Source organism: Opitutus sp. ER46, from assembly GCF_003054705.1.
In the GTDB taxonomy this organism is placed as follows: domain Bacteria; phylum Verrucomicrobiota; class Verrucomicrobiia; order Opitutales; family Opitutaceae; genus ER46.
Genome location: NZ_QAYX01000015.1, coordinates 1 through 22,228, shown reverse-complemented (window position 1 = coordinate 22,228; position 22,228 = coordinate 1). Strand labels below are relative to the sequence as shown.

General features: G+C 67.5%; 19 protein-coding genes. 6 read left to right on the top strand and 13 right to left on the bottom strand.

Going from position 1 to position 22,228, the window contains the following annotated elements:
- Positions 1 to 30: 30 nt before the first annotated feature.
- From glf to DB354_RS01580, 3 genes are all read right to left on the bottom strand, one after another.
- The gene (gene glf / locus DB354_RS01590) at positions 31 to 1,152 is read right to left on the bottom strand and encodes a UDP-galactopyranose mutase (RefSeq protein ID WP_107833682.1); all 1,122 of its coding nucleotides are present in this window, start codon (positions 1,150 to 1,152) and stop codon (positions 31 to 33) included.
- Positions 1,145 to 2,470 (bottom strand): glycosyltransferase, encoded by a 1,326-nt coding sequence (locus DB354_RS01585; RefSeq protein ID WP_107833681.1) that lies wholly within the window; start codon positions 2,468 to 2,470, stop codon positions 1,145 to 1,147. Before DB354_RS01585 ends, glf begins: the two co-directional genes overlap by 8 nt.
- A 207-nt stretch (positions 2,471 to 2,677) precedes the next feature.
- The gene (locus tag DB354_RS01580) at positions 2,678 to 4,348 is read right to left on the bottom strand and encodes an AarF/UbiB family protein (RefSeq protein WP_107833680.1); all 1,671 of its coding nucleotides are present in this window, start codon (positions 4,346 to 4,348) and stop codon (positions 2,678 to 2,680) included.
- Between the two features lie 192 nt (positions 4,349 to 4,540).
- Between DB354_RS01580 and DB354_RS01575 the strand changes: the two genes are divergently transcribed.
- A complete protein-coding gene (locus tag DB354_RS01575) occupies positions 4,541 to 4,861 on the top strand; it encodes a hypothetical protein (protein ID WP_146180063.1) in 321 nt (106 codons plus the stop codon).
- 48 nt (positions 4,862 to 4,909) lie between these two features.
- Here the strand turns inward: DB354_RS01575 and mgrA are convergent, their stop codons facing one another.
- The gene (gene mgrA / locus DB354_RS01570; RefSeq protein ID WP_107833678.1) at positions 4,910 to 5,917 is read right to left on the bottom strand and encodes an L-glyceraldehyde 3-phosphate reductase; all 1,008 of its coding nucleotides are present in this window, start codon (positions 5,915 to 5,917) and stop codon (positions 4,910 to 4,912) included.
- A gap of 201 nt (positions 5,918 to 6,118) precedes the next feature.
- On the opposite strand from mgrA, the gene DB354_RS01565 reads away from it, so the two are divergent.
- Positions 6,119 to 6,373 carry a hypothetical protein gene (locus DB354_RS01565; RefSeq protein ID WP_107833677.1) on the top strand — a complete coding sequence of 85 codons (255 nt, stop codon included), beginning with the start codon at positions 6,119 to 6,121 and terminating at the stop codon, positions 6,371 to 6,373.
- 117 nt (positions 6,374 to 6,490) lie between these two features.
- On the opposite strand, the gene raiA is transcribed toward DB354_RS01565, so the two are convergent.
- On the bottom strand, positions 6,491 to 6,865 hold the full coding sequence (raiA, locus tag DB354_RS01560) for a ribosome-associated translation inhibitor RaiA (RefSeq protein ID WP_107833738.1): 375 nt from the start codon (positions 6,863 to 6,865) through the stop codon (positions 6,491 to 6,493).
- On the opposite strand from raiA, the gene DB354_RS01555 reads away from it, so the two are divergent.
- Positions 6,821 to 7,759: an SDR family NAD(P)-dependent oxidoreductase gene (locus DB354_RS01555; protein ID WP_107833737.1), complete on the top strand. Its 939-nt coding sequence runs from the start codon at positions 6,821 to 6,823 to the stop codon at positions 7,757 to 7,759. The two genes, raiA and DB354_RS01555, sit on opposite strands and share 45 nt — an antisense overlap.
- A gap of 101 nt (positions 7,760 to 7,860) precedes the next feature.
- Positions 7,861 to 8,607: an RluA family pseudouridine synthase gene (locus DB354_RS01550; RefSeq protein ID WP_233256520.1), complete on the top strand. Its 747-nt coding sequence runs from the start codon at positions 7,861 to 7,863 to the stop codon at positions 8,605 to 8,607.
- A 62-nt stretch (positions 8,608 to 8,669) separates the two neighbouring features.
- Here the strand turns inward: DB354_RS01550 and DB354_RS01545 are convergent, their stop codons facing one another.
- Positions 8,670 to 9,452, bottom strand: a complete 783-nt coding sequence (locus DB354_RS01545) for a M14 family metallocarboxypeptidase (protein WP_107833675.1) — start codon at positions 9,450 to 9,452, stop codon at positions 8,670 to 8,672.
- A 48-nt stretch (positions 9,453 to 9,500) separates the two neighbouring features.
- On the opposite strand from DB354_RS01545, the gene DB354_RS01540 reads away from it, so the two are divergent.
- Both DB354_RS01540 and miaA read left to right on the top strand, forming a co-directional pair.
- Positions 9,501 to 10,886 carry a glutamate--tRNA ligase family protein gene (locus DB354_RS01540; RefSeq protein ID WP_107833674.1) on the top strand — a complete coding sequence of 462 codons (1,386 nt, stop codon included), beginning with the start codon at positions 9,501 to 9,503 and terminating at the stop codon, positions 10,884 to 10,886.
- A 37-nt stretch (positions 10,887 to 10,923) separates the two neighbouring features.
- Positions 10,924 to 11,886 (top strand): tRNA (adenosine(37)-N6)-dimethylallyltransferase MiaA, encoded by a 963-nt coding sequence (miaA, locus tag DB354_RS01535; RefSeq protein WP_233256519.1) that lies wholly within the window; start codon positions 10,924 to 10,926, stop codon positions 11,884 to 11,886.
- Between the two features lie 232 nt (positions 11,887 to 12,118).
- Here miaA and DB354_RS01530 read toward each other — a convergent pair whose 3' ends face one another.
- The 7 genes from DB354_RS01530 to argS form a co-directional block, all read right to left on the bottom strand.
- Positions 12,119 to 12,556, bottom strand: coding sequence for a hypothetical protein (locus DB354_RS01530; protein WP_107833673.1), 438 nt, complete (start codon positions 12,554 to 12,556; stop codon positions 12,119 to 12,121).
- Positions 12,557 to 12,559: 3 nt separating this feature from the next.
- On the bottom strand, positions 12,560 to 13,084 hold the full coding sequence (locus DB354_RS01525) for a hypothetical protein (RefSeq protein ID WP_107833672.1): 525 nt from the start codon (positions 13,082 to 13,084) through the stop codon (positions 12,560 to 12,562).
- Positions 13,085 to 13,229: 145 nt separating this feature from the next.
- Complete coding sequence (locus DB354_RS01520) at positions 13,230 to 14,783, bottom strand: TolC family protein (protein ID WP_107833671.1); 1,554 nt, start codon at positions 14,781 to 14,783, stop codon at positions 13,230 to 13,232.
- 419 nt (positions 14,784 to 15,202) lie between these two features.
- Positions 15,203 to 16,876 carry a peptidyl-prolyl cis-trans isomerase gene (locus DB354_RS01515; protein WP_158277313.1) on the bottom strand — a complete coding sequence of 558 codons (1,674 nt, stop codon included), beginning with the start codon at positions 16,874 to 16,876 and terminating at the stop codon, positions 15,203 to 15,205.
- 136 nt (positions 16,877 to 17,012) lie between these two features.
- A complete protein-coding gene (locus DB354_RS01510; RefSeq protein ID WP_107833669.1) occupies positions 17,013 to 18,752 on the bottom strand; it encodes a YihY/virulence factor BrkB family protein in 1,740 nt (579 codons plus the stop codon).
- A gap of 1 nt (position 18,753) precedes the next feature.
- Entirely contained in the window at positions 18,754 to 19,503 is a 750-nt protein-coding gene (locus DB354_RS01505) for a DUF4339 domain-containing protein (RefSeq protein ID WP_107833668.1), read from the bottom strand.
- 326 nt (positions 19,504 to 19,829) lie between these two features.
- Positions 19,830 to 21,605, bottom strand: a complete 1,776-nt coding sequence (argS, locus tag DB354_RS01500) for an arginine--tRNA ligase (protein WP_107833667.1) — start codon at positions 21,603 to 21,605, stop codon at positions 19,830 to 19,832.
- Between the last annotated feature and the right edge of the window lie 623 nt (positions 21,606 to 22,228).

The following is a 22,228-nucleotide window of genomic DNA, read 5'->3' as shown; positions in this document are numbered from 1 at the left end:
GCGTGACTTCCTGGGTGGGGCGTCGCGCGGTCAGGCGAGCGCGACCGCGCGGGCGGGACGCTTCTGCCCGCTGAGCTTGTTGAACAACGTGAGGGCCTGACCGACGACCTGGTCCATGTTGTAGTAGCGGTAGGTCGCGAGGCGGCCGACGAAGTGCACCTCGGGGGTGGCCTCGGCGAGGGCGTGGTACTGGCGGTAGAGCGCCGCGTTGTCGGGCCGCGGGATCGGGTAATACGGATCGCCCTCGGCCTGCGGAAACTCGTACACGATGCTCGTGAGCGGGTGCTCCTGGCCGGTCAGGTACTTGAACTCGGTGATGCGGGTGTAGGCGTACTCGTTGGGGTAGTTGACGACAGGCGCGGCTTGGAACACCGGCCGGTGGTGCGTCTCGTGTTTGAACTCGAGCGAGCGGTATGGCAGCGGGCCGTATTGGTAATCGAAGTACTCGTCGATGGGCCCGGTGAAGATCAGCTCGCCGTACTCGACCTCCTGCGCGACCTCGCGGTAGTCGGCCTGGAGCAGGATTCGGATGTTCTCATGGTCGAGCATGTTCTCGAACATGCGGGTGAACCCCCGGGCGGGCATCGCCTGGTAGGTGTCGGTGAAGTAGCGGTCGTCTCGGTTGAAACGGACCGGGACCCGCGCGGTGACCTGGGCGTCGAGTTCGGCCGGATCGAGTCCCCACTGCTTGCGCGTGTAGCCGCGGAAGAACTTCTCGTAGAGCTCCCGGCCGACGGACGAGACGACGACGTCCTCGGAGGTCTTGATGGTGTCCCGCTTCTCCGCGACGGAGGCGAGATAGTCCTTCATGGCGGCGGGCGTGAGCCCGAGACCGTAGAGCGAGTTGAGGGTGTCGAGGTTGATCGGGATGGGGACCAGTTGGCCGTCGACGCAGGCGCGAACCCGGTGCTGGTACTGGCGCCAGCTGGTAAAGCGCGAGAGGTACCGGAAGATCTCCTCGGAGTTGGTGTGGAAGATGTGCGGGCCGTACTGGTGGATCAGCAGGCCGTGCGCGTCGTAGCAGTCGTAGGCGTTGCCCCCGATGTGATTGCGCCGATCGATGAGGAGGACGCGCTTGTTCATCCCGCGGGCGAGCCGTTCGGCCAGCACGCTGCCGGCGAAGCCGGCGCCGACGATGAGGTAATCAAACATAGGCGAGGTTCGGGAGGGCGGAGGTGGGAAGGGTTTGATCGGTGGCGGCGGCGGTGGCGTCCTCGGCGGCGAGCACCGGCTCGATGAGCGCCTGCATGCGGGCGGCGATCGCGTCCCAGGTGTTGTCGGCGGCCAGCTTGCGGCCGCGCGCGATGCGGGCCCGGGAGGGCGAGGCCACCTCGGCAGCGCAGAGGGCAATGAACTCGGCGCGGGACGACGCGATGCGGGCGACGCGACCGAAGTTGAGGCGGACCTCGTCGAGGGCGGTCGAGACCACGGGACGGCCGGCGGCAATGTATTCGAGGGCCTTGGTCGGGTTGATGTACTCGGTGGCCGCGTTGAGGGCGAAGGGCATCAGCGCGACCGAGAAACCCTTCGTCAGGGCGGGAAGCTGCGCGTAGTCGCGCGGGCCGATCCAGTGGAGGTTCGGCCGGCGCGGAAACGTGGCGGGGTCGACCTTGGCATGCGGCCCGATCATGACGACGTGCCAGTCGTCCCGCGCGTCGGCGAGCGCGGCGAGGAGTTCATAATCGATGCGCTCGTCGATGACGCCAAAGTAGCCGAGCACGGGGGCGGCGCCGAGGGCGGCGACCTCGGGCGCGAGCGTCAGGGAGGGGTCGAGGGCCGCGCCGAAGTGGTCGCAGTCGACGCCGGTGCCGAAAAAGTGGGTGTTGGGATTCACGGGCAGACGGCGGCGGCGCATCTTCTGGCCGCCGCAGAACACGACGTCGGCGGCCTCGAGGAGGAGCCGTTCGCGCAGGAGCAGTTCGGGCGGTGCGCCGCGGAACTGGGAGAGCTCGTCCATGCAGTCGTACACGATGGCGCGCTCGTGGAGGTGGCCGGCGAAGGCGACGACGGCCATGGGGTCGTAGAACCAGAGCAGGGGTCGCTCGAACCGACCGCGCAGAGAGGTGCCGAGCGTGGCCTTGAGTGCGCGGCGCCGCTCGGCGTCGATGAACGCGCCGTCGGACCAGCGGGCGGATGGCAGGTGCATCTGGGCGAGCGTGACGTTGGGATGGCCCGCGACGGGCACGAGATCGATGCGCGTCGCCGGCACATCGCTGCAGTAGGTTTCGACAAAGAGAAGCCGCTGCTGGCGGGCGAAGCGCGAGAGGAACTGCTGCGGGCGCTGCCACACCCAATTCCAGGACAGGTGGGAGAACGCGATAATTGGCGGCAGGGACGGGGAGACGGGCGGCTCACGATGGCGCGTACTGCCCGGCTTCTCGGCGGCGGGCGTCGGACGAGGCTGACGGCCGGGAAGGAGCAGAGGGTTGGCGTCGGAGTGGGAGGCGCGGGGCCAGGTCGGTTGCGACATAAGATCGGAGAATGGAGGTTCCGCGGGCGCCGCGACGGATCTCCCTCGCTCACCGGAGCGATTCCCGTGCTGGCTTTCCCGCGCCGCTGACTGACCCGGATTTGCGCGAGGCGTGCCACGCGAGTTCGTATCCGAAAAGGCTGCAGCATCGCGGGCGCGCCGGAGCGGCCGTGCGAACGACCGGGCGGTATTTGCGGGGCGGACGCCTCAACGCGGCGTCAGGCGTTTCCGGGTTTTGTAGTCTTGGACAAAAATGCTGATCACGAGCCAGAACCCGCCGGCGGCGGCGCCGAGGAAGCAGAGAATGGCGATGCCGGGGTAGCCGAAGAGGCGGAAGGGCGTCTCGACGCGCATGAGCTGTGCGGCACCGATGATGAGGGCGGCGAGGACGAGGCCGGTGGTGATCCGGTTGGCGATCTTCTGCATGCCCTCCATCACGACCTTGGTGTCGAGGGAGCGGACCTTCACCTCGAGCTCGGCGTTGGTGATGACGTCGAAGATGCGGTTGAGGCGGCCCGGCAGGGCACCGACGAAGCCCTTCATCTCGAGCATCGAGCCCATGAGGTTGCCCTTGCTGGCGTCCTTCTTGAGCCGGCGGACCATGAGCTCGTCGAGATTGCGGCGGACGGAACCGTTGGGATCGAAGTCGGGCGCGAGGATGCGGCCGATCTCATCGAGCTGGATGAGGGTCTTGCCGAGGAGGGTGAGCTCGCTCGGGACGTGAAGCCCGTTTTCGGCGGCGTTCTTGCTGACCTCGAGGAGGGAACGGCCGATCTGCATCTGCTGCAGCGCCTGGTCGCGGCGCTGGGCGACGAGTTTGGTGATTTGGTGGCGGAAGGCCTGGGCGTCGAAGTCGTCGGCACGTTCGCTGATCTGGGTGACGATCTCGGCGGCGGTGTCGCTGTTGCCGTCGCTGAGGGCGAACAGGAGCTTGAGCAGATGCTCCTGCATCTGCGGCGTGGTGTGGCCGACCATGCCGAGGTCGAGGAGGGCGAGACGGCCGTCGTCGGTGAGAAAGACGTTGCCCGGGTGGGGATCGGCGTGAAACAGCCCGTCGATGAGGACCTGCTTGAGGTAGGCGCGGAACAGATCCTCGCACAGCGGCTCCCCCTTGACGTCGAGGCGGGCGAGCGGCGTGAGCGACGTGATCTTCCGGCCGGTCACGTACTCCATCGTGAGGATGTTGCGCGTGGTGTAGTCGAGGATGGGTTCCGGCACGCGGATGTTCTCGAACTCCTCGAGGTTGTGGCGGACGGCGATCAGGTTCTGGGCCTCGCGCTCGTAGTTGAGCTCGTTCTGGATGGTGAGGCGGAACTCCTCGACGACGGAACTGAAGCGGTAGCGCCGGCCGGCCTCGGTGTGGGCGTCGAGCATGGCGGCAATCTGCTCCATCACCTCGAAATCGTGAGCGATGGCCGGGCGAATGTCGGGCCGCTGGATCTTCACGACGACCGGGCGGCCGTCGCGGAGGTGGGCAAAATGCACCTGGCCGAGGGAGGCGGCGGCGATGGGTTCGGGATCGAAGCGGGCGAAGGCTTTCGAGATGCGCACGCCCAGCTCGGCGACCACGATCCGCTCGACGTCCTCATAGGGAAACGGCTTCACGTTATCCTGCAGCCGGGCGAGGGCCTTGCGGTAGGGCTCGGGAATGAGGTCGGGGCGGCCGGCGAGGACCTGGCCGAGCTTCACGTAGGTCGGGCCCATGGCCTCGAGGTCGTCGGCGAGCTGCTCCGGGCTGACGTTCTGGTTGGCGGCAGGTTGGTCCGGGGTGAGCTCGTCGTCGACCTTGAGGCGGGCGACGAGATCGGAGCGGCCGTACTTCCAGAGGAGCGCGGCGATTTCCCGGTAACGTTTCAGATGATGGGCGGAGAGCTTCATGGACGATCCGGCGGCCGCGGTGACGGGGCGGGCGCCGGGATGCGGACAGGCAAGGGCGGGCGTGGTTCTCGCCGGCCCTCCGCGAACCCGGCTGGTGGCGCCGCGGGAGAATGATGCCGGGCGGACTGGGTGGCTTCCCGGTGGGGCAAGACCTGAGTCGCAATGACCGGCTGCTGTGCTACGGTGCCGGCGATGTTTACCGCGGCCAAAGACCTCATCTCCAGCAAGGCGGCGAAGAGCTACGCCAACAACCTGATCGGCCGTTATGGCGCCGTGGAGGAGCTGACGATCGACTCGGGGCGCAAGCGGATCGACGTCGTCGTGCAGCTGCAGGGCGAGGTGAGCGCGATCGGGGTGACGATCGAGAAGTACCAACTGCACCAGGAGGACGGCCGCACGCAGATCGAGGTGCTCGACAGCTCCTGCACGCGTCCCTGGCTGCAGGCAGCGATGCGCGACCACCTGCACGGCCGGCGCTTCGACGTGCCGGGTTGGGCGGCGGCGGCGCTGTAGCGAGCGGCGCCGCCGCGCAGATCGGCGCGGGCGGCGGGACAGGCGCGGTCAGGCGAAGACCTGGCCGCTGAGGATGCGCTCGATGGTGGCGATCTCCTCGACGTTGAGGGCGGGGGCCTGAAGCGCGGCGACGTTCTCCTCGATCTGGCTGACCTTGCTGGCGCCGATGAGCGCGGAGGTGACGACCGGGTCGCGGAGCACCCAGGAAAGCGCCAGCTGGGCGACGGACTGACCCCGGCGCTTGGCGAGGGTGTCGAGCTGCCGGATCTTGCCGAGCTTCTCCTCGGTGATGTGTTCCGGCTTCAGGAAGCGCGGATCGCGGGCGGCGCGGGCGTCGGCGGGGATGCCGTTGAGATAGCGATTGGTGAGAAGCCCTTGGGCGAGCGGGCAGAAGGCGATGGAGCCAATGCCCTCCTCGGCGAGGACGCGCGTGAGCCCACCCTCGATCCAGCGGTCGAACATGTGGTACTTCGGCTGGTGAATGAGGCAGGGCGTGCCGAGTTCGCGCAGGATGCGCGCGGCGCGGGCGGTCTGCTCGGCATTGTAGTTGGAGAGGCCGACGTACAGCGCCTTGCCCTGGCGGACGGCGTGGTCGAGGGCTGCCATCGTTTCCTCGAGGGGCGTGTGCGGATCGGGTCGGTGCGAGTAGAAAATGTCGACGTAATCGAGGCGCATCCGGCGCAGGCTCTGATCAAGGGAGGCGAGCAGGTACTTACGGGAGCCCCAGTCACCGTAGGGGCCCTCCCACATCGTATAACCGGCCTTGGTGGAAATGATGAGCTCGTCGCGGTAGGCGGCGAGATCGGCATGCAGGACGCGGCCGAATGTCTCCTCGGCCGAGCCGGGGGGCGGGCCGTAGTTATTGGCGAGATCGAAGTGGGTGATGCCCAGGTCGAACGCCCGCAGGATCAGCGCGCGACTGTTCGCGAAGTCGTCGACCGCGCCGAAGTTGTGCCAGAGGCCGAGGGAAAGCGCGGGAAGCTGGAGGCCGCTGCGACCGCAGCGCCGGTACAACGCCGGGTTCGAGTAGCGGGAAGGGGCGGGGACGTAGGGCATGGTGGCGGCAGCGTCATCGGCGCGGTGCGGCGCGGCAACGGGAAAGGCTGCAGACCGTCAGGCAGCGGCTCCTGCCTCAGGCCCAGGCCGCGGGTGCGACGGGGAGTTTCACCGTGCCGGCGCAGGGGACTCTCCGAGCGGTCAGCACCCCATGGGCGGAGGCGGAACGGCAGGGCATGGTGGCGGACGAACACGGCACCCATGGAAGCGGACGACGATTTTGCCACCAGGATACTGAACTCGCTGAATGGCTTCTCGGCGGAGGAGCAGGCCGAGATGATCATCGCCGTGATCAGCGCGGCGCTTAAGACGATGTCCGTGCCGCAGATCCGCGAGGTGCGGAAGGAAATCATGAGCGAACTCGACGTGCGCCTGCCGCTGGTGGCGTCCGCCTTGGACCTGATCGACGGCCAGATGGCGGTGCGCGAGATCAGCGGGGGCGAACGCTGGCGGTGAAGCGACTCAGGCCGGGGGGCGGGCAGGGCGTGTGGCTGTGGCCGGGTGGCCAAGGCGTTCAACAAAAAGGCCCGCTGGCGACCAGCGGGCCGGGGGAAGATCACGCAGCGGACGCGTCTAGGTGACGACCTTGGGCAGCGTCGAGTTCAGCTCGACGGCGTGAGGGTGGTTGCGTTTGACGCGATGGAGTTGGTGACGTCGCTGGAGCATCCGGTCGAGTTTGTCGACCAGCATGGAAATAGCCTTGTGGCAGTCATCGGTCTGAACGACCGCATTCATATCGGGCCCGTGGATCTCGATGTGGCCCTTAGCCTTGAACTGCATGCCGATCGCAGCGCTGCGGTCGCATTCCAGTTCCACGCGGACGCGCACGATGCGCTCCTCATGGCGGAAGAGACGTTCGGCTTTCTCGCGGACGAATGTCTTGAGTGACGGGGTCAGCTCAAGATGAATGCCGGAAACGATCACTTCGTGGTTGTTTTGGCTGTTCATGTTTCTGCGTTTGTTTTGGGTTTCCAAAGCCCGGCGCGGCGCCGGACCGTGGGAAAAGCATCCCTTTGTTTCAACGTGCCCACCTCGCTAAGCGAAGTCCTCCAATCCTTTTCCTCTGCTGTCATCACCGGCGGGTCTTCCGGCCTTGGGCAGGCATTCATCGGGCACGCGCGGAAGGTGCACCCGGGGCTGCGGATTTGCAACCTGTCGCGCCGTTCGCCGGAGAACTTTTCTGCGTCATCCGAGCTGAAGCACATCGCCTGTGACCTGTCCCGCATGGGGGAGGTTGAGCATGCCGCAAGCCAAGTCATCGCCTGGCTGGAAGGTACTCCGAGGGGGCGGGTCCTGCTCATCAACAATAGTGGTTTCGGCGCATATGGCCGGTTTCCTGAGCCAAATCTTACGCGGCAGCTCGAAATGATTGATGTGAACGTCCGGGCGGTCGTGGAACTGACCGGAAGGCTGCTGCCGGTGCTGAAGCAGCGTGGCGGGGCGATCGTGACGATCGCGTCGACCGCGGCGTTTCAGCCGACGGCGTACGCGGCGACCTACGGGGCGTCGAAGGCGTTCGTGCTGCACTGGAGCCTGGCGTTGAACGAGGAATTGCGCGGCACCGGGGTGAGGGCGCTGGCCGTGTGTCCGGGACCGACCGAGACGGCCTTCTTTCGCGCGGCCGGGCTGCGCGACGGGGCGGTCTCGCCGGCGTTGAGCATGACGGCGGACGAGGTCGTCGCGCTGACGATGGATGCGCTGGGCCGGGGCCGCAGCCAGCTGGTGACCGGATGGAAGAACCGGGCGTACACGTTTGCCGCGTCGAAACTTCCGAAACCGCTGGCGGCGCGCCTCGCGGCGATGGTCCTAGGCCGCTACCGGCGGGATCGGGTGGCCTTGTGAGCGACGTGCCGACGACCGGGCCGGTGGGCGAGCCCGACGACGTCTTTTCGCGGCGGGCTTGCGCCTGGCCGCGGCGACCCCGCACCACGGGGCCGGTGCGCATGATCGATCCGTCCGAGGTGCCCGGCTGGGTCGTGTACGAGGACGAACGCCTGCTCGTGGTGAACAAACCGGGTGACGTCGTCTGCCACCCGTCGAAGGCGGGCCCATGGTCGAGCCTGGTTGGCGCGTTGCGCGAATACAGCGGGTTGCCGACGGTGCACCTGGTTTTCCGGCTGGATCGGGAGACGAGCGGGATCGTGGTGCTGACGAAGGACGCGGCCATGGCCAGCCGCCTGCAAGTGGCCATGCAAAAGCGCACGGTGGGCAAAGCGTACGTAGCGATCCTGCGGGGGCGGTTGACCGCGCCGGTGACGGTCGATCAGCCGCTGGGCGACGACGTGCACAGCATGGTGTTTCTGAAATCGGCGGTGACGACGGACGGCCAGAAGGCGGTGAGCCATTTCACGCCCTTGTCGGTTTCGCCCGCGGAGGCGGCCGAGCCGTTCAGCCTGGTGCGCGTGGTGACGGAGACCGGGCGCAAGCACCAGATCCGGGCGCATGCGGAGTGGCTCGGCCATCCGATGGTCGGCGACAAGATCTACGGCGGGGACGCGACCTGTTACCTCGAGTTCATCGATCATGGCTGGACGCCGCGACTCGCGGCCCAGTTGCTCCTGTCGCGGCAGGCGCTGCATTGCGCGGAGATCGACCTGCGGGGAGCCGGGCTGGACCACGTGTTCACGGCGCCGCTCGCGGCGGACATGCAGACATTCTGCGCCGAGCGCGGACTCGCGCTGCCGGCCTGAGCGCGGGCAAGAGCGGCGGCGGAGCTCCCGCGATGCCGCCGTGCGGGAGCGGGGCTGAGGAGTCAGTCGGCGGCGGGACGGGTATCGGCCGGCGCGCCGAGCAGCTGATCGATGGCGGTGCGGATGGCGGTGACGAGCGCGTTGACGCGCTGGTCGAGCGGGAAGGACGACGGGGTCTCGAAGGTGTAGCTCAGCTGCGTGTGGTGCGCACGCAGGTAGAACGCCTCGGGCCAGAGATCGCGCTCGAACGGGTCGCCGTCGGGCCGGATGATGCCCGGCGCCGAGATGGGCCGTCCATCGATGACGGTGGCGGGATCGATCGGACAGCAGGCGGCGACGGCATCGACAATCTCCCGGGCAAACCCCGGGGTGCCGGTGGCGTTGAGCTCGTAAAGGTAGAAGCCATTGGACTCCCAGTCCTCGTGGACGCAGATCGCGAGGTCGAAGTTGGGCTGGGCGCGAAGCCAGCGGGCGTGGGCCTGGATCTCGGCGGTCCGAAACGCGCGGTAATCGCGGTTGAGGTCGACGCCCTCGGCGTTCTCGCGGGTGCGGCGCGTGAAGCCGAGCGGGTTCAGGAGCGGGCACATGATCCACACCGCGCGCGCGTCGAAGACGCCCTGCTCGAGGGCGGCGAGCAGCGCGAACGGCGGGGCGGGTTCGTCGCCGTGGATTCCGGCCGAGAGGTAGATGCGCGGCCGCGGGCCGGGCGTGCGGCGGGAAGCGGCCAGGAGCGGGTAATCGGCGATCTCGCCAAAACGTTCGAGGCGAAAGCCCGCGCGGGGAGCGGCGGCTTCGAAACGGGCGAGATAGGTGGCGGGGTCGAGAAGGGCGGTGGGTGTGGGCACGGAACGAAAACCTTTCCTTTGGTTTGGGAATCTGCGAATTCCATCGGCATGTCTCAAGTTCGTGTTCGCTTTGCTCCGAGTCCGACCGGGTTCTTCCACATCGGCAGTGCCCGGACGGCCCTGTTCAACTGGCTTTACGCCCGCCACACCGGCGGCGCCTTCGTCCTGCGCATCGAGGACACGGACAAGGAGCGCAACAGTGAGGCATTCCTGAATGTGATTTACGACAGCCTGCGCTGGCTGGGCATGGACTGGGATGAAGGTCCGAAGGTGGGCGGGGCCTACGGCCCGTACAAGCAGAGTGAGCGCAATGCCGTGTACAAGGAGTACATCGACCGCCTGCTGGCGTCGGGCCGCGCGTACGAGAAGGACGGCGCGACGTGGCTCAAAGTCGACGGCGAGCGCTACGAGGTCTTTGACGCGCACCGCAAGAAGACGGTGACCAAGGTGAAGGCGGCGCCGGTGGTGATCAACGACCTGATCCGTGGACGCGTGGAGCGCGTCGAGGACGAGGACTTCGTGATCGTGCGGTCGGACGGCAGCCCGGTGTTTCACCTGGTGAACGTCATCGACGACATCGCGATGCAGATCACGCACGTGATCCGCGGGGAGGATCATCTCTCGAACACCTCCAAGCACGTGCTGCTGTATCAGGCCTTTGGCGTGCAGCCGCCGGAGTTCGCGCACATTCCGCTGATCCTGAAGCAGAACGGCCCGGGCAAAATGTCGAAGCGCGACCAGGGCGCATTGATCGAGGAGTATCAGCGTCGCGGTTACCTGCCGGAGGCGCTGGTGAACTTCCTCTGCCTGCTGGGGTGGAACCCGGGCGACGACCGCGAGAAGATGCCGATCGCGGACATCATCCGGCTGTTCGACCTGCCGGGCGTGAACCAGAGCAACGCGCGTTTCGACGAGAAGAAACTCGCGCACATGAACATGGCGTACCTGCTGGCGCTGCCGGCGGACGCGTTCCTGACCCTCGCGCGCGGCTACTTCGAGCGGCAGACCGGGAACGCGGTCGCACAGGCGGCGCTCGCGGCGGAGCCGGCGTATTTCCGGGACGTGATGCTGCTCAGCCAGCCAAAGATCAAGGGCGTGGAGGAGCTGCCGGCGTACACGGGGTACTTCTTCACCGAGGACTTTCCGGTCGACGCGAAGGTGCGCGACAAGGTCATGGGCAAGGGCGACCCGAAGGCGCGGCTCCGCGAGCTCATGGCGGCGCTGCCGACGTTCGACCTGTCGAGCGACACCGCGATCGAGCAGGCGATCAAGGACCTCGCGACGAAGAACGCGCTGGGCTTTGGCGATTACCAGGCGGTCGCGCGGCTGGCGTTGTCCGGCACGAACGTCGGCCCGAGCATCACCGGCATGATCCGGATCCTCGGCCGCGACCGGGTGCTGGCGCGGATGACGCGTTTCCTGGCCGCCACCTGAGCGCCGGAGTCCCGGCTGTCCGCACGAGCCTCGCCGCGTGAACGTCCCTCCTGAGACCAGTCTGGGCGGCGCTGCGGCGGCGGGCACCGGCGGAGGGAAGCCGGTGCTGCATTTGCTCACCGGCCCCACGGCGGTCGGCAAGACCGAGTGGGCGTTGCGCTGGGCGGAGACGCACGGGGCGGAGATCGTCTCGTGCGACTCGCTGCTGTTTTACCGCGGCATGGACATTGGGACCGCGAAGCCGACCCGCGCCGAGCTCGCACGGGTGCCGCATCACCTGATCGACGTGTGCGGCGTGCGCGAACGCATGGATATCGCGACCTACGTGACGCGGGCGCGCGCGGTGATCGAGGAGATCCGCGGCCGCGGGCGGGCGGTGCTCGTGACGGGCGGGAGCGGTTTCTATTTGAAGGCGTTCCTGGCGCCGGTGGCGGACGACGTTGACGTAAGCCCGGAGCTGCGGGCGGAGGTGACGGCATTGGCGCCGGACCAGGTGCTGGAGCGGCTGCGGGCGCTCAACCCGCAGGGACTCGGCGCGCTGGATGTCGCGAACCCGCGGCGCGTGACCCGGGCGCTGGAGCGATGCCTGGCGGCGGGACGGACACTGCAGGAGCTGGCGGAGGCGTTCGCGCGGCGCCCCTCGGCGTTTGCGGATTTTGACGTGCGGCTGACGCGGCTCGACCGCGAGCCGGCGGACCTGGCGCAGCGGATTGAGGCCCGGGTGGCGGCGATGTTGCGTGACGGGTTGGTCGAGGAAGTGCGGCGGGTGGCGGCCGAAGGGCTGGAGGAGAATCCCAGTGCGGCCAAGGCGATCGGCTACCGCGAGGTGCTCGCGGTGCTGGCCGGCCGGCTGCCGGAAGCGGAACTGGCCGCGGAGATCGTTAAGAACACGCGGGCGCTCGTGAAGAAGCAGCGGACCTGGTTTCGGACGCAGCTGCCGACGCATCGGGTGCTGGCGGCATCGGCGTTGCGGGACGCCGCCGAGCTGTTTGCGGACTGAGCCGCGGAGCTTGCCGAGGTGCTCCGAGCACGAGCGCCCGAGCAGGAGGGGACGAGGGCTGCAATTATATCGCGCCCAATCGCAGTAATTTGCGCGATAATGTCCAGATACTCGGAATAATGTCCGGATACTGGCGGGATAATGTCCAGATACTCGCCGGCCGTTGTCTCTGGGGGGCGCGAGGGCTGGTCGATTCGAGGGGGGCGCCGATTCGACCGGCTGCAATGAGGCGTCAGCCCCCGGTGGTGCGGCGATATTCGTCGCCGCAGTAGGCCAGACGGTCGAGTCCGAGCACCTCGATGAGTCCGCTCTCGCTGGTGGCGATGGCGATGCGGTTGTGGTGCAGGGCGAGGTGGTAGGAGTCGGTCTCGAGGAGCGTCCGCTCGAGGGGGCCGAGGAGGGCGAAGCGCACAGTGCCGTTGGGGAGGACGGTGATGACGCGTTCACCGGCCTCTTTGCCCGTGGCGAAGGTGCCGATGACGTCGCGCAGGCGCCTGTCGTGCTCAGCCTGGTCGGGAAAGCGGGCGAGCTCAGGGAGGGCGAGAACGCTCTCCTGTCGGGTGGCCCCGAGGTAGGTCCGGGCGAAGAGCGCGAGGGCGGCGACGATCAGCAAGAGCGCGGCGCTGGTTTTCCAGCGCGGGGTGGTGGCGGAGGAGGAGGGAGTGGCCATGGCTTAGTGCTCCATCACGTAGAACGGCTCCTGGCGGAAACCCAGACGGAGCCGGTTGGGCGGGAAGCCGGCTTCGCGGGCGAGTTGGACCAGAGTCTCCAGCTGCCGGGCGTCGGCGGAAACGCGGTCCTCGCCGACGCTGACGATCGAGAGGGCGGCGCGGAGCCGCTGGCCGCGGAGGCGGGTGTTGGTCAGGAAGACGTAGCGGCCGCCGATGGGCGTGGTCTTCTGCCAGCGGGAGACGTCGAGGGTCTTCTCCATGCCGGCGGGCACGGCGCCGGGGGCGGTGCTGGTCTCGGGCCAATCGCCCTTTTCATGGGCGTAGTGCTGAAAGGCGGCGGCGAACTGCCGCAAATCCGTGATGGTCGCGATCGCGCGGCTCCGGCGCTGGGCGGCTTGCGCGCGGGGGACGATCAGCGCAGCGGAAGCGGCCAGCAGGAGGATCACGAGAGCCAGCGGCAGCAGGATCGAACCACGGATGGCAAAAGGGTGGCGGGAGGAGCGCTGGAACGCATCCGGTAAGAACATGCGCCGAAAAAAGCAGCGAATTGGCGCCTTGGCGAGACGCGGAAAGGCAAATGAAGAATTGAGAATGGAGAATGCAGAATGGCCGCTCGGAACCGGACTCAGGACCAGAGCATTCTAAATTCTACATTCTCCATTCTGCATTCGTTCACTGCGGCAGCTGGACGCCGAAGCGCTGGATGGACGAGCCTTCGAGGCGGTGGAGCTCGGCGACGGCGCTGCGGAGGGTGGCCTTGGCGCTGAGTTCGTTGACGCGGGCCTGCTCGAGGTCGTCCTGCGCCTGGAGGACCAGGCGGCTGGTGGAGAGGCCGGCGTCGAAGCGGGCCTTCTGCAGGTCGTACTGGCGGGCGGCGAGCTGGGTGGCCTGGGCCGCGATCTCGACGCTGGCGAGATTGGTTTCGACGGCGCGGACGGCGCTGCGGACGTTGACGAGGAGCTGCTGCTCGAGCTGCTCGAGGCGGACCTTTTGCGAGTTCAGGCTGGCCACCGCGGAGCGGTAACGGGCGCGGTCGGCGCGCATGCCCCAGGGCATCGAGTACTGCAGGCTCAGCGAGCGGGCGTCACCGTGATCGTTCGGCAGGGAGTTGATGACGTCGCCGTACGACGTGTCGTCGGTGCTGTAGCCGACGGAGGCGTTGAGCGTGAGCGACGGCAGGCGGTTGCGCTTGGCGGTGGCGACGTCGATTTCGAGCTGCTTGATCGTGTCGGTCGCGGAGAGGGTGTCGGGATAGTTGTCGCGGGCGGCCTTGTAGGACTTGGAGAACGACGGCACACCGTCGCGATAGTCGTCGAACGCGACCGGGCCGGGGCGAACGTCGAGGTTGTCGACGTTGACGAGGGCGAGGAGGGCGTCTTCCGCGTTGCGCACGGCCTGGTCGGCCTGGAGCTCGGCGCGGCGGGCGTTGGCGACGCCGACTTCGGCGGTGGCGACATCGAGGTCGGTGGCGACGCCGGAGGTGCGCTTGGCCTGGTTTTCCTCGAGCAGGCGGCGGGCGAGCTCGAGCGAGAGCTGGCGGATGCGGAGGGTTTCGCGGGCGGCGACAAGGTCGTAGTAGGCGTTCTCGGTGTTGCGGATGACCGTCAGCACGCGGCTGCGGTAGTTCACGTAGGCGATGCCGACGCCGAGCTTGGCGCGCTCGAGGGAGGCGGTCGCGACGGTCTTGCCGGCGCCGCCGAGGAGCGGCTGGCTCAGGTTCGCGGTGACGCCGCTGGAATAGGAGGGGACGCGGGTGGAGGAGCGCGAAAGGTTGCTGGTGAGGGAGAGGGTGCCGTTGGTCTGCGGGATCTTCTCGCTTACGCCGGCGGTGAAACGCGTGCTGTTGGAGTCGCGCGGGAGGACGAGCGTGGTTCCGTCCTGCTGCTGGACCGCGTAGGAGGAGCGGTTCAGGGTGCGGGTGCTGCTGCCGGTGATCGTCGGCGTGAAGTCGGCGCGGGCGACATTGAGCGTCTCGCGGGCCTGTTCGACGGTGTAGCCCTGGATTTGCAGGTCGAAGTTCTTCTTCATCGCGAGCGCAATGCACTCCTCGAGCGTGAGCGGAGCGCCGCCGGGGCTCGGGGGCGGTGTGGTCTGCTGCATCAGCGTTTGCTCCTGGGCGGAGGGCTGGACCGCGGCAGCGGGGGCGGCGGGGGTCTCCTGCGCGCGCAAGGCGGCGGCGGAGAGGAGCGTCAGGGCGAGGAGGGCGCGGACAGAGGTGCTGGGCATGACTTCAGATTTTGGCAACAGGGCGACGGTCTAGGTAGAACACGCAGCGCGGGTGAAAGTTACTGGTTTCCAAAACGAGGCCCCGAAGGTTTCGCGCCGCGGACCGAAAAGCGCCGTGTCTGGCGGGGCGAGACGGAGCGGGCGTCGGAAAGTTGCGGCGAATCTGGGGCGCGACCGGGGTGATGCCGCAGGTGAAGAAAGTGCCCCCCCGGGAAGGCCGAACCCAACGGTATCGACGCACCGGACACGGCGGTGCGCGGAGCGGGGTGGAAGGCGAGCCCGACGCGCCTGGGCGCGTCGGGAAGACTGGAGCCGGTGGTCACCCCGGAAGTGAGGCCGAAAAGGGCCATGGGGGGAAGACTTGGCTCCGCGAGCGGCACGCCCGCTGGGATCAGCGGAGTGTGCCGCGGATCAATGGTTCACTGCACCTTCGGCTCGGTGCGCTTGAGCTCGCGCTCGACGATCTCGGCCACGTAGGCCGTGGCGCCCATGCGGGCGGAGAACGTGGCGAGCTGGGCCTTGGTCTCGGCGAACTTGGGATTCGCTTCGCTCAGGTCCGGCAGCTTCTTGTCCTGCGCGTAGACGAGCACGCCCTTGTCGGGGCTGAGGACCATGTCGGAAACCTGGCCCTTGCTCAGCTGCTCGAGCGCGGTCAGCAGGGTGTAATCGAGGTCCTGCGGGCGGCTGCGGAGGGAGAACGGGGCGATGCTCTTGGTCTCGAACTTGAGGCCCGAGCTGGAGCCGGCGGCGGCGACCGCCTTGTCGAACGCGTCGCCAGCCTTGAGGCGGGCTTCGATCTGGGACTTGGCGACCTTGCCGAGTTCGACGAAGCGCTTGCGCTTCTCGTTTTCGGTGAAGTCGGCGAGGACCTTGGCGCGGACCTCGACGAACGGCGGCTTGCGCGCGGGTTCGATGTCCTTCCAGAAGAGCACCGCGGCGCCGTTTGGCGTCGGGAGGGCGTCGGAAATGTAGCGGTCCTTGTTCAGGCGGAACGCGGCGTCGGCGATCTCGGGCGAGTTGCCGAGCTCGGCGGGACCGGCCTCGCGGGTGAACGGCGCGAGCGGCTTCGGCTGCAGCTTGCGGCCGGCCAGCACGCCTTCGAGGGCGGGACCGTTGGGAATCTTGGATTCGAAGATGGCGACGGCGACGTCGCTGGCGGCCTTCTGCGCGAGGCTCTGGGCGCGTTCGCGAATGAGCGTGGCCTGGACCTGCGGGCGGGCGGCGGCGAAATCGGCATCCGCGTTGGCAGGCGCCTTCGGGTCGGCGGGCTTGGCGGCGGCGGGCTTCGGGAAGCGGGCGGGATTGGCGTCGTAGAACGCGCGCACCTCGGCGTCGGTGATCTTCACGTTGGCCACGTAGTTGGCGGCCGGGAACTCGATATAGGTCGCGACGACGCGGGGCGGAATCTCGTAGCGAAATACGTTGTCCTCAAAAAACTTGGTCAGCTGGACGTCGGTCGGCTTGAAGTCGGGCGCGAAGGACGCGTAGTCGGCCGTCGCAATGGCGAGGGTCCAGGTGGTGTCGGCGCGCTCGAGCTGGGCGCGGACGTCGCGGGCGAGCACGTAGCCGGGGCCGGCGAGGAGGGCGTTGACCTTCTCCATGCGGACGTCGTCGCCGATCACGCGGGCGATGTCGGCCGCGTTCACGCCGCCTTTGCTGTTCTTCAGGTTGTCGCGGAAAGTGGCGTACGCCTTCGGGTCGAACTGGCCGTCCTGGCCGGCGAACATGCGCAACTTCTTGATGGCCTCCTTGATCTCGGCCTCGGTGCTGGCGGGAATGTGCCAGGTGTCGGCGAGGTGGAGGCTGGCAGCGCGCTGAAACGCGTACTGCTGCACCTGGTCGTTATCGAGGCCCATCATCGCGCCCACCTGCAGGTTGATGCTCAGGGTCGCATCCCCCATGAGGCGCTGCTGGTCGCCGGCCATCGCGAGATTGTAGCCGAAGAACTCGCGGTCGACGTAGCGACGGTCACCGCGGCCGATGCCTGGGGAGGCGCCGATGGTGAAAATGAAGGAGATGATGGTGACCGCCAGCAGGATCGCGAAGATCGTCTTGAAGTGGTGCTGGAAGTATTTCTGGATCCAGGAGATCATCGGGTCGAAAACGGCGACGGTAGGTTCGGCCAAGCCGGTGGCAAGGGCGAAGTGGGGTGAACCCCGGATGCGCCGGTCGGCGCCCGATGCAGGCGGCGCCGCGATGGCCGCAATTTCCACTCCGCGCCCGCGCGAATTACGCCGACGGCGGATTTTCGGCGGGCCGCGAGCCAAGGGTGAACGGCGGCCTCGAGTCGTCGAACTTGTATTCGGCAAACAGGTCGTCGAGCGACTTCTGGAAGAGTTCGTTCTCGCTGAGACGGTTCAGCGCGGCGTCGTAGTGCGCGATGATGGGGTCGATGTGATCGAGCGAACTGCCCACCAGGTTTTCGCCAAAGCTGTCGTCCCGGGTCTTGAACTCGTGCAGCGTGATGCGGTTCAGCGGACGCGCGGGCTGGTAACACGTGTCGGGCTCGGTCTGATCGGTCTTCGGCAGGACCGGCATCACCAGCTCGAGTTTCTCCAGCCGGCCCAGGCACTCGTTCACCAATTGGGTGGGGACCTTGAGCATGACGCTGAGGTCCGAGGCGGAGATCGGCGGCAGGCACTCGCGGAACCGCCGGCAGATCGTGAGGAAGACCACCAGCGTGAGCCGCTCGCGCGTGTTTTCCGGCAGCGTGCTCCAGGCGGCCTGGCTGTTGCGGAACTGCACGTTCTGCACCGCGTAGCTCACGATGCCGCCGATCAGCAGGTACAGCCAGAAGAAGTACAGGGCGAAGAGGAGGACCAGGGGCAGCGCCACGGAGCCATAGAGACTGCGGGTGAGGATGACGCGCCGGACGTAGAGCATGCCGGCGTAGTTGTTGAGCAGCAGCAGGCCGGTGACCACGAGCGCGCCGAGGAATGCCGCGGCCCAGAAGACGCGCGTGTTGGGAATCACGCGGTAGACAATCGTCAGCAGCGCGACCAACAGCGTCATCGAGAAGAGCGGGAGCGACCACTTTAGCATGCGGAGCAGTTCATGCCCGCCGGGCAGGTCGCGAAACATCGGCTCGAAGACGTTGATGAAGGTGCCCGCGCCGAGCAGCGTGATCGCGGCAAAGAAGATGACCGCGCCGAGCGTGAGGATCGTCCAATAGAACACGATCCGCACGATGATCGAGCGGCCGACGCGCACGCCCCAGATGTCGTTGAAGGCGTCCTCGATGGTCTTGAACAGCAGCAGCACGATCATGATCAGCGAGATCGCACCGAAGGCGCCGCCGGAGCTGGAGCGGGCGGCGGTGATGATGCCGCGGACGAAGTGGACGATGTCGGGGTTGACGCGCTTGGCGATCGCCTGGTGGCCGGGCGGCGCGGTCGGGGTGTGGGCGTTGAGGGCGGGGGCGGGGGTGGAGGAGTCGGCCGGTGTCGGAGCCGGCGCCAAGGTGGTCGGCGCGTTTGGCGCGGGCGGCGGCACGGCGGATGCAGGGGCGGGAGCGGGCGTGGCTGGTTGGGCGGCGGCGCGGGAGGGGTCGGGCGTGGGCGCGGCGGCGGTGGTACCGGCGGCACGGGCTTCGGAGTGTCGGGCCTCGAGGCTGAGCTGCGGGGCGACGAGCTCGATGACGCGCCCGATCTTGTCCGAGATCACCTCGTCGCCCTTGTCGCCGAGCACGAAGCCGCCGACGAGGACGGCGATCGCGATCAAGGGGCCGAGTCCGAGCAGCGAACTGAAGCTGAGGGCGGCGGCGCGGCTGGTGACGCGCGTCTCGAGGAACACCGTGATGGAGATCGAGACAACCCGCAGGAACGCGTACAGCAGGCCGCGCGGAGTGCGGTCGCGCAGGAACGCCGATTGCCAGATCTCCCGGTTGTAGATGTGAACCAGACGCCGGCGGAGGGCCGTCAGACTCCGCAGGGGTGAACCCGACGGGGAGGCGGGCGCGGCGTTCGGCATATCAATGGCCCAGCAATTGCCAGGCGAGCAGGCCCATGCCGACGACACCGGCGGCCGCCGCGAGCATGGCTGGCAGGATGCTCACCGCGACGGTGCAGATATAGAGTCCGGTGCTGCCGAGCACGACGGCACCAAGCGCACCGGACAGGCCCTGGGCGTAGAACATGAAGCCGAGCAGCCCGAGGCCGAGCGCGGCGCGGAAGCGGACGACGGGATAGAACGAGGCCATGCCGAGCGCCAGGAACACCGCGAGGATGACGTCGATGGCACCGAGGGCCAGGAGCGGGTGGTCGAGGAGCTTGCCGGGAGTGAAGCCGTTCAGCACGTCGGCGGACGGGAGAATCTCGGCGACGGCAGCGATCGCGCACGTGACGATGGCGCCGATCATGCCGATGCGGGCCGCGCGGGCCATGGCGATCTCGGGGTCGGCCTTGCCCTTGGTGTCGGCGGTGCGCCCCTCGGCGGCGGCGAGCATGTCCTGCACGCTGATCTCCTTCGCGTTCTCCTGGGGTTTGTTGAGCGATTTGAACTCCGCCTTCTTCAGCGTGTGCTTCTTCTTTTCGGGGAAGACCTGGGCCAGCAGCTCGGCTTGGTCGGCGATCGTGCGCCATTGCTCCGTCTCGGCATCATAGACCAGCGTTTCCTGGGTGACCTGGCCGGCCTCCGCGAGGTCCGCGACCTGCTGAATGCTGAATGGCCCGCGGGCCTCGGTTTCGGACGCATTGCGGATGTAGATTTCCTGCGTGGCCATGCGCGGCAGGGTGGTCGGGGGCCGGGGGACCGGCAAGAGCGTTTTGGGGCTCACCAGGGGGAACAAGGCTCGGGTCTTTCTCTTACTCGTTCTCTTTCTCGTTCTCTCGGCGGCGGCGCCGACGGCGCCGCCGCCGAAAAATCACGGATACGGACACGGATACCGACGGACCGCATTTCCGCGGATACCGATTTCGAGAACGAGAACGACCTGGGGCGGCTACGATTTCTCGGGGCGACCCTCAATCCCTCAATCCCTCGAGAGTAAGAGTAAGAGTAAGAGGAAGAGTAAGAGAAAGAGATGGGGCCCCCCCGCACTTCGGGCCTTTACATCCGAGTCAGGGTGCGGAGACCCAAGAGTCCGAGGCCGGACTCGAGGATCAGGAGAGTGCGGGCGCAGAGGAGGAGGCGGCGGGCGCGGACGGCCGGGTCGTCGACGAGGACCTTGTCGGCGTTGTTGAAGGAGCTGTAGTCGCCGGCGAGTTCGAAGAGGTACAGCGACAGGTAGTGCGGCCGGAGCGTCTCGCCGGCGAGGCGCACGGCGTCGGGGAACTTCGCGATCTTGCGCGCGAGGGTGAGCTCGGTCGGCGTCTCGAAGACCGTGGCGGCCGCCTCGGTCTCCGGCGCGGCGGGCGTGGCGCCGGCTTTGCGGAAGATCGAGTGGATGCGCGCGATGGCGTAGAGCAGGTACGGGGCGGTGTTGCCCTCGAGCGAGAGCATCTTGTCCCAGGAGAAGACGTAGTTGCTGCTCCGGTTCTGCGAGAGATCGGCGTACTGGACGGCGCCCACGCCGACGACGCGGGCGATTTCGCGGCGCTCGGTCTCGGACAACTCGGGGTTCTTCTCGGAGACGATCGCGAACGCGCGCTCCTCGGCCTCGTCGAGGAGGGCCTTGAGCTTGATGACGTCGCCGCTGCGGGTCTTGAGGGCCTTGCCGTCCTCGCCGGTGACGGCGCCGAAGGTGACGTGGTGGAGCTCGGGCAGGCGGTAGTGTTTCGCGGCGAACCACTTTTTCAGCGTGAGGAAGAGCTGCTCGAAGTGGTCGGACTGGCGGAAGTCGGTGACGATGACGATGCCGTCGGCCTTGAAGTGCTCGGCCCGATACAGCGCGGTGGCGAGGTCGGTGGAGGCGTAGCCGCTGGCGCCGTCGGCCTTGCGCACCATGAACGGATTCGGGCGCTCGGCGTTGCGGCTGAAGCGCGGGTGTTCGTCGTGGAAGACGACGAGCGCGCCCTCGCTGTTTTCGGCGAGCCCGGTCTCGGTGAGCTCGCGGTACACGCGGTCGACCTTGTCGTTGTAGAAGCTCTCGCCGAGGTTGTGGTCGAACCGGATGCCGAGCCGGTCGTAGATCTGCTGGAAGGCGCCGAGGCTGACCTCGGAGAACTTCTGCCAGAGGGCGTAGCTCTCGGGATCGCCGTTCTGGAGCTTCACGAGCTCCTGGCGCGCCTCCTCGAGTTCGGGCGAGCCCTCGGGCGTGGCGTTGTTGCCGGCCTTGTACAACCGCTCGAGCTCCTCGATCGGGTCCTGGGCGAGCGCCTCGGGGTTCACCCAGCGCTTGTAGCCGTAGATCAGCTTGCCGAACTGGGTGCCCCAGTCGCCGAGGTGGTTGTCGCGCACGACATTCGCGCCGGTGAAGGCGAGCAGCCGGCAGATCGCCTCGCCGATGACGGCGGACCGCAGGTGGCCGACGTGCATCTGCTTCGCGGTGTTGGGTGAGGAGTAGTCGACGACCCAGGTCTGGCCGGCGTGCGCGGCGGCGGCGCCCTTGCGCAGGTGCTCGGCGGAGTCGTGCGCCTGGAGCCAGGCGAGGAGGACGGCGGGCTTGAGGGTGAAATTGATGAAGCCGGGTCCGGCGATGGTGAGGTCGTAGGTCTCGCGGAGCGTGGCGGGCAGCGCGGCCATGAGTTTCTCCGCGACCTGGCGCGGGTTCATTTTCCGCGCCTTCGCGTACGCGAGCACGCCGTTGGCCTGGAAGTCGCCGTGACGCGGATCGGCGGTGCGCACCTCGGGGGCGAACGCGGCGGCGTCAGCCAGCCCCGCGGTCGCGGCCGCGGCCTTCAGGGTCTGCTCCAGTTCTTCCAGGAGGTTGAACGTAACGTGCATCCCGGCAGCAAACCGGATTCCCGCCGCCGCCGGCAAGACCGGAAACCCGGGCCTGAAACGCCAATTGGGAAGCCCGCAGACGGCGGACGAGAGGAGGGGGGGAACCGCGAAAGGCGGGAAGGAGCGCGAAAATGTGGGGTGGGCGGGGGCGAGAGAGGAATGCGGGTGCGGCGGCGACCACCGCCCGTTTTCGCGGTTCGGCTCGCGGCCGTGTCGCGGTGGAACCTGGTTTGGGAGGACGGAACCGTTCGGAAGGAAGGGTAACCACGAATGGACTCGAAGGGACACGAATGGACCCGGAAGCGCGCAGACGGCGGACGAGACGAGGGGGGAACCGCGAAAGGCGCGAAGGAACGCGAAAATCTGGGGCGGCTGATCGCGAGGGAGGAATGCGGGTGCGGCGGCGACCACCGCCCGTTTTTGCGGCTCAGTTCGCGGCCGTTCGCGGTGGACCCTGGTTTGGGAGGACGGAACCGTTCGGAAGGAAGGGTAACCACGAATGGACTCGAATGGACACGAAGGAACCCGGAAGCGCGCAGACGGCGGACGAGAGGAGGGGTGAACCGCGAAAGGCGGGCATGTGGTTTCAAGTTCGTTGTAGCAGATAGCCTGTCTTTTCTTCC

Coding starts and splice junctions, on each gene's coding strand:
- glf (WP_107833682.1), bottom strand. CDS start 1,152: ATGTTTGATTACCTCATCGTCGGCGCCGGCTTCGCCGGCAGCGTGCTG.
- DB354_RS01585 (WP_107833681.1), bottom strand. CDS start 2,470: ATGTCGCAACCGACCTGGCCCCGCGCCTCCCACTCCGACGCCAACCCT.
- DB354_RS01580 (WP_107833680.1), bottom strand. CDS start 4,348: ATGAAGCTCTCCGCCCATCATCTGAAACGTTACCGGGAAATCGCCGCG.
- DB354_RS01575 (WP_146180063.1), top strand. CDS start 4,541: ATGTTTACCGCGGCCAAAGACCTCATCTCCAGCAAGGCGGCGAAGAGC.
- mgrA (WP_107833678.1), bottom strand. CDS start 5,917: ATGCCCTACGTCCCCGCCCCTTCCCGCTACTCGAACCCGGCGTTGTAC.
- DB354_RS01565 (WP_107833677.1), top strand. CDS start 6,119: ATGGAAGCGGACGACGATTTTGCCACCAGGATACTGAACTCGCTGAAT.
- DB354_RS01555 (WP_107833737.1), top strand. CDS start 6,821: ATGAATGCCGGAAACGATCACTTCGTGGTTGTTTTGGCTGTTCATGTT.
- raiA (WP_107833738.1), bottom strand. CDS start 6,865: ATGAACAGCCAAAACAACCACGAAGTGATCGTTTCCGGCATTCATCTT.
- DB354_RS01550 (WP_233256520.1), top strand. CDS start 7,861: ATGATCGATCCGTCCGAGGTGCCCGGCTGGGTCGTGTACGAGGACGAA.
- DB354_RS01540 (WP_107833674.1), top strand. CDS start 9,501: ATGTCTCAAGTTCGTGTTCGCTTTGCTCCGAGTCCGACCGGGTTCTTC.
- DB354_RS01530 (WP_107833673.1), bottom strand. CDS start 12,556: ATGGCCACTCCCTCCTCCTCCGCCACCACCCCGCGCTGGAAAACCAGC.
- DB354_RS01525 (WP_107833672.1), bottom strand. CDS start 13,084: ATGTTCTTACCGGATGCGTTCCAGCGCTCCTCCCGCCACCCTTTTGCC.
- DB354_RS01520 (WP_107833671.1), bottom strand. CDS start 14,783: ATGCCCAGCACCTCTGTCCGCGCCCTCCTCGCCCTGACGCTCCTCTCC.
- DB354_RS01515 (WP_158277313.1), bottom strand. CDS start 16,876: ATGATCTCCTGGATCCAGAAATACTTCCAGCACCACTTCAAGACGATC.
- DB354_RS01510 (WP_107833669.1), bottom strand. CDS start 18,752: ATGCCGAACGCCGCGCCCGCCTCCCCGTCGGGTTCACCCCTGCGGAGT.
- DB354_RS01505 (WP_107833668.1), bottom strand. CDS start 19,503: ATGGCCACGCAGGAAATCTACATCCGCAATGCGTCCGAAACCGAGGCC.
- argS (WP_107833667.1), bottom strand. CDS start 21,605: ATGCACGTTACGTTCAACCTCCTGGAAGAACTGGAGCAGACCCTGAAG.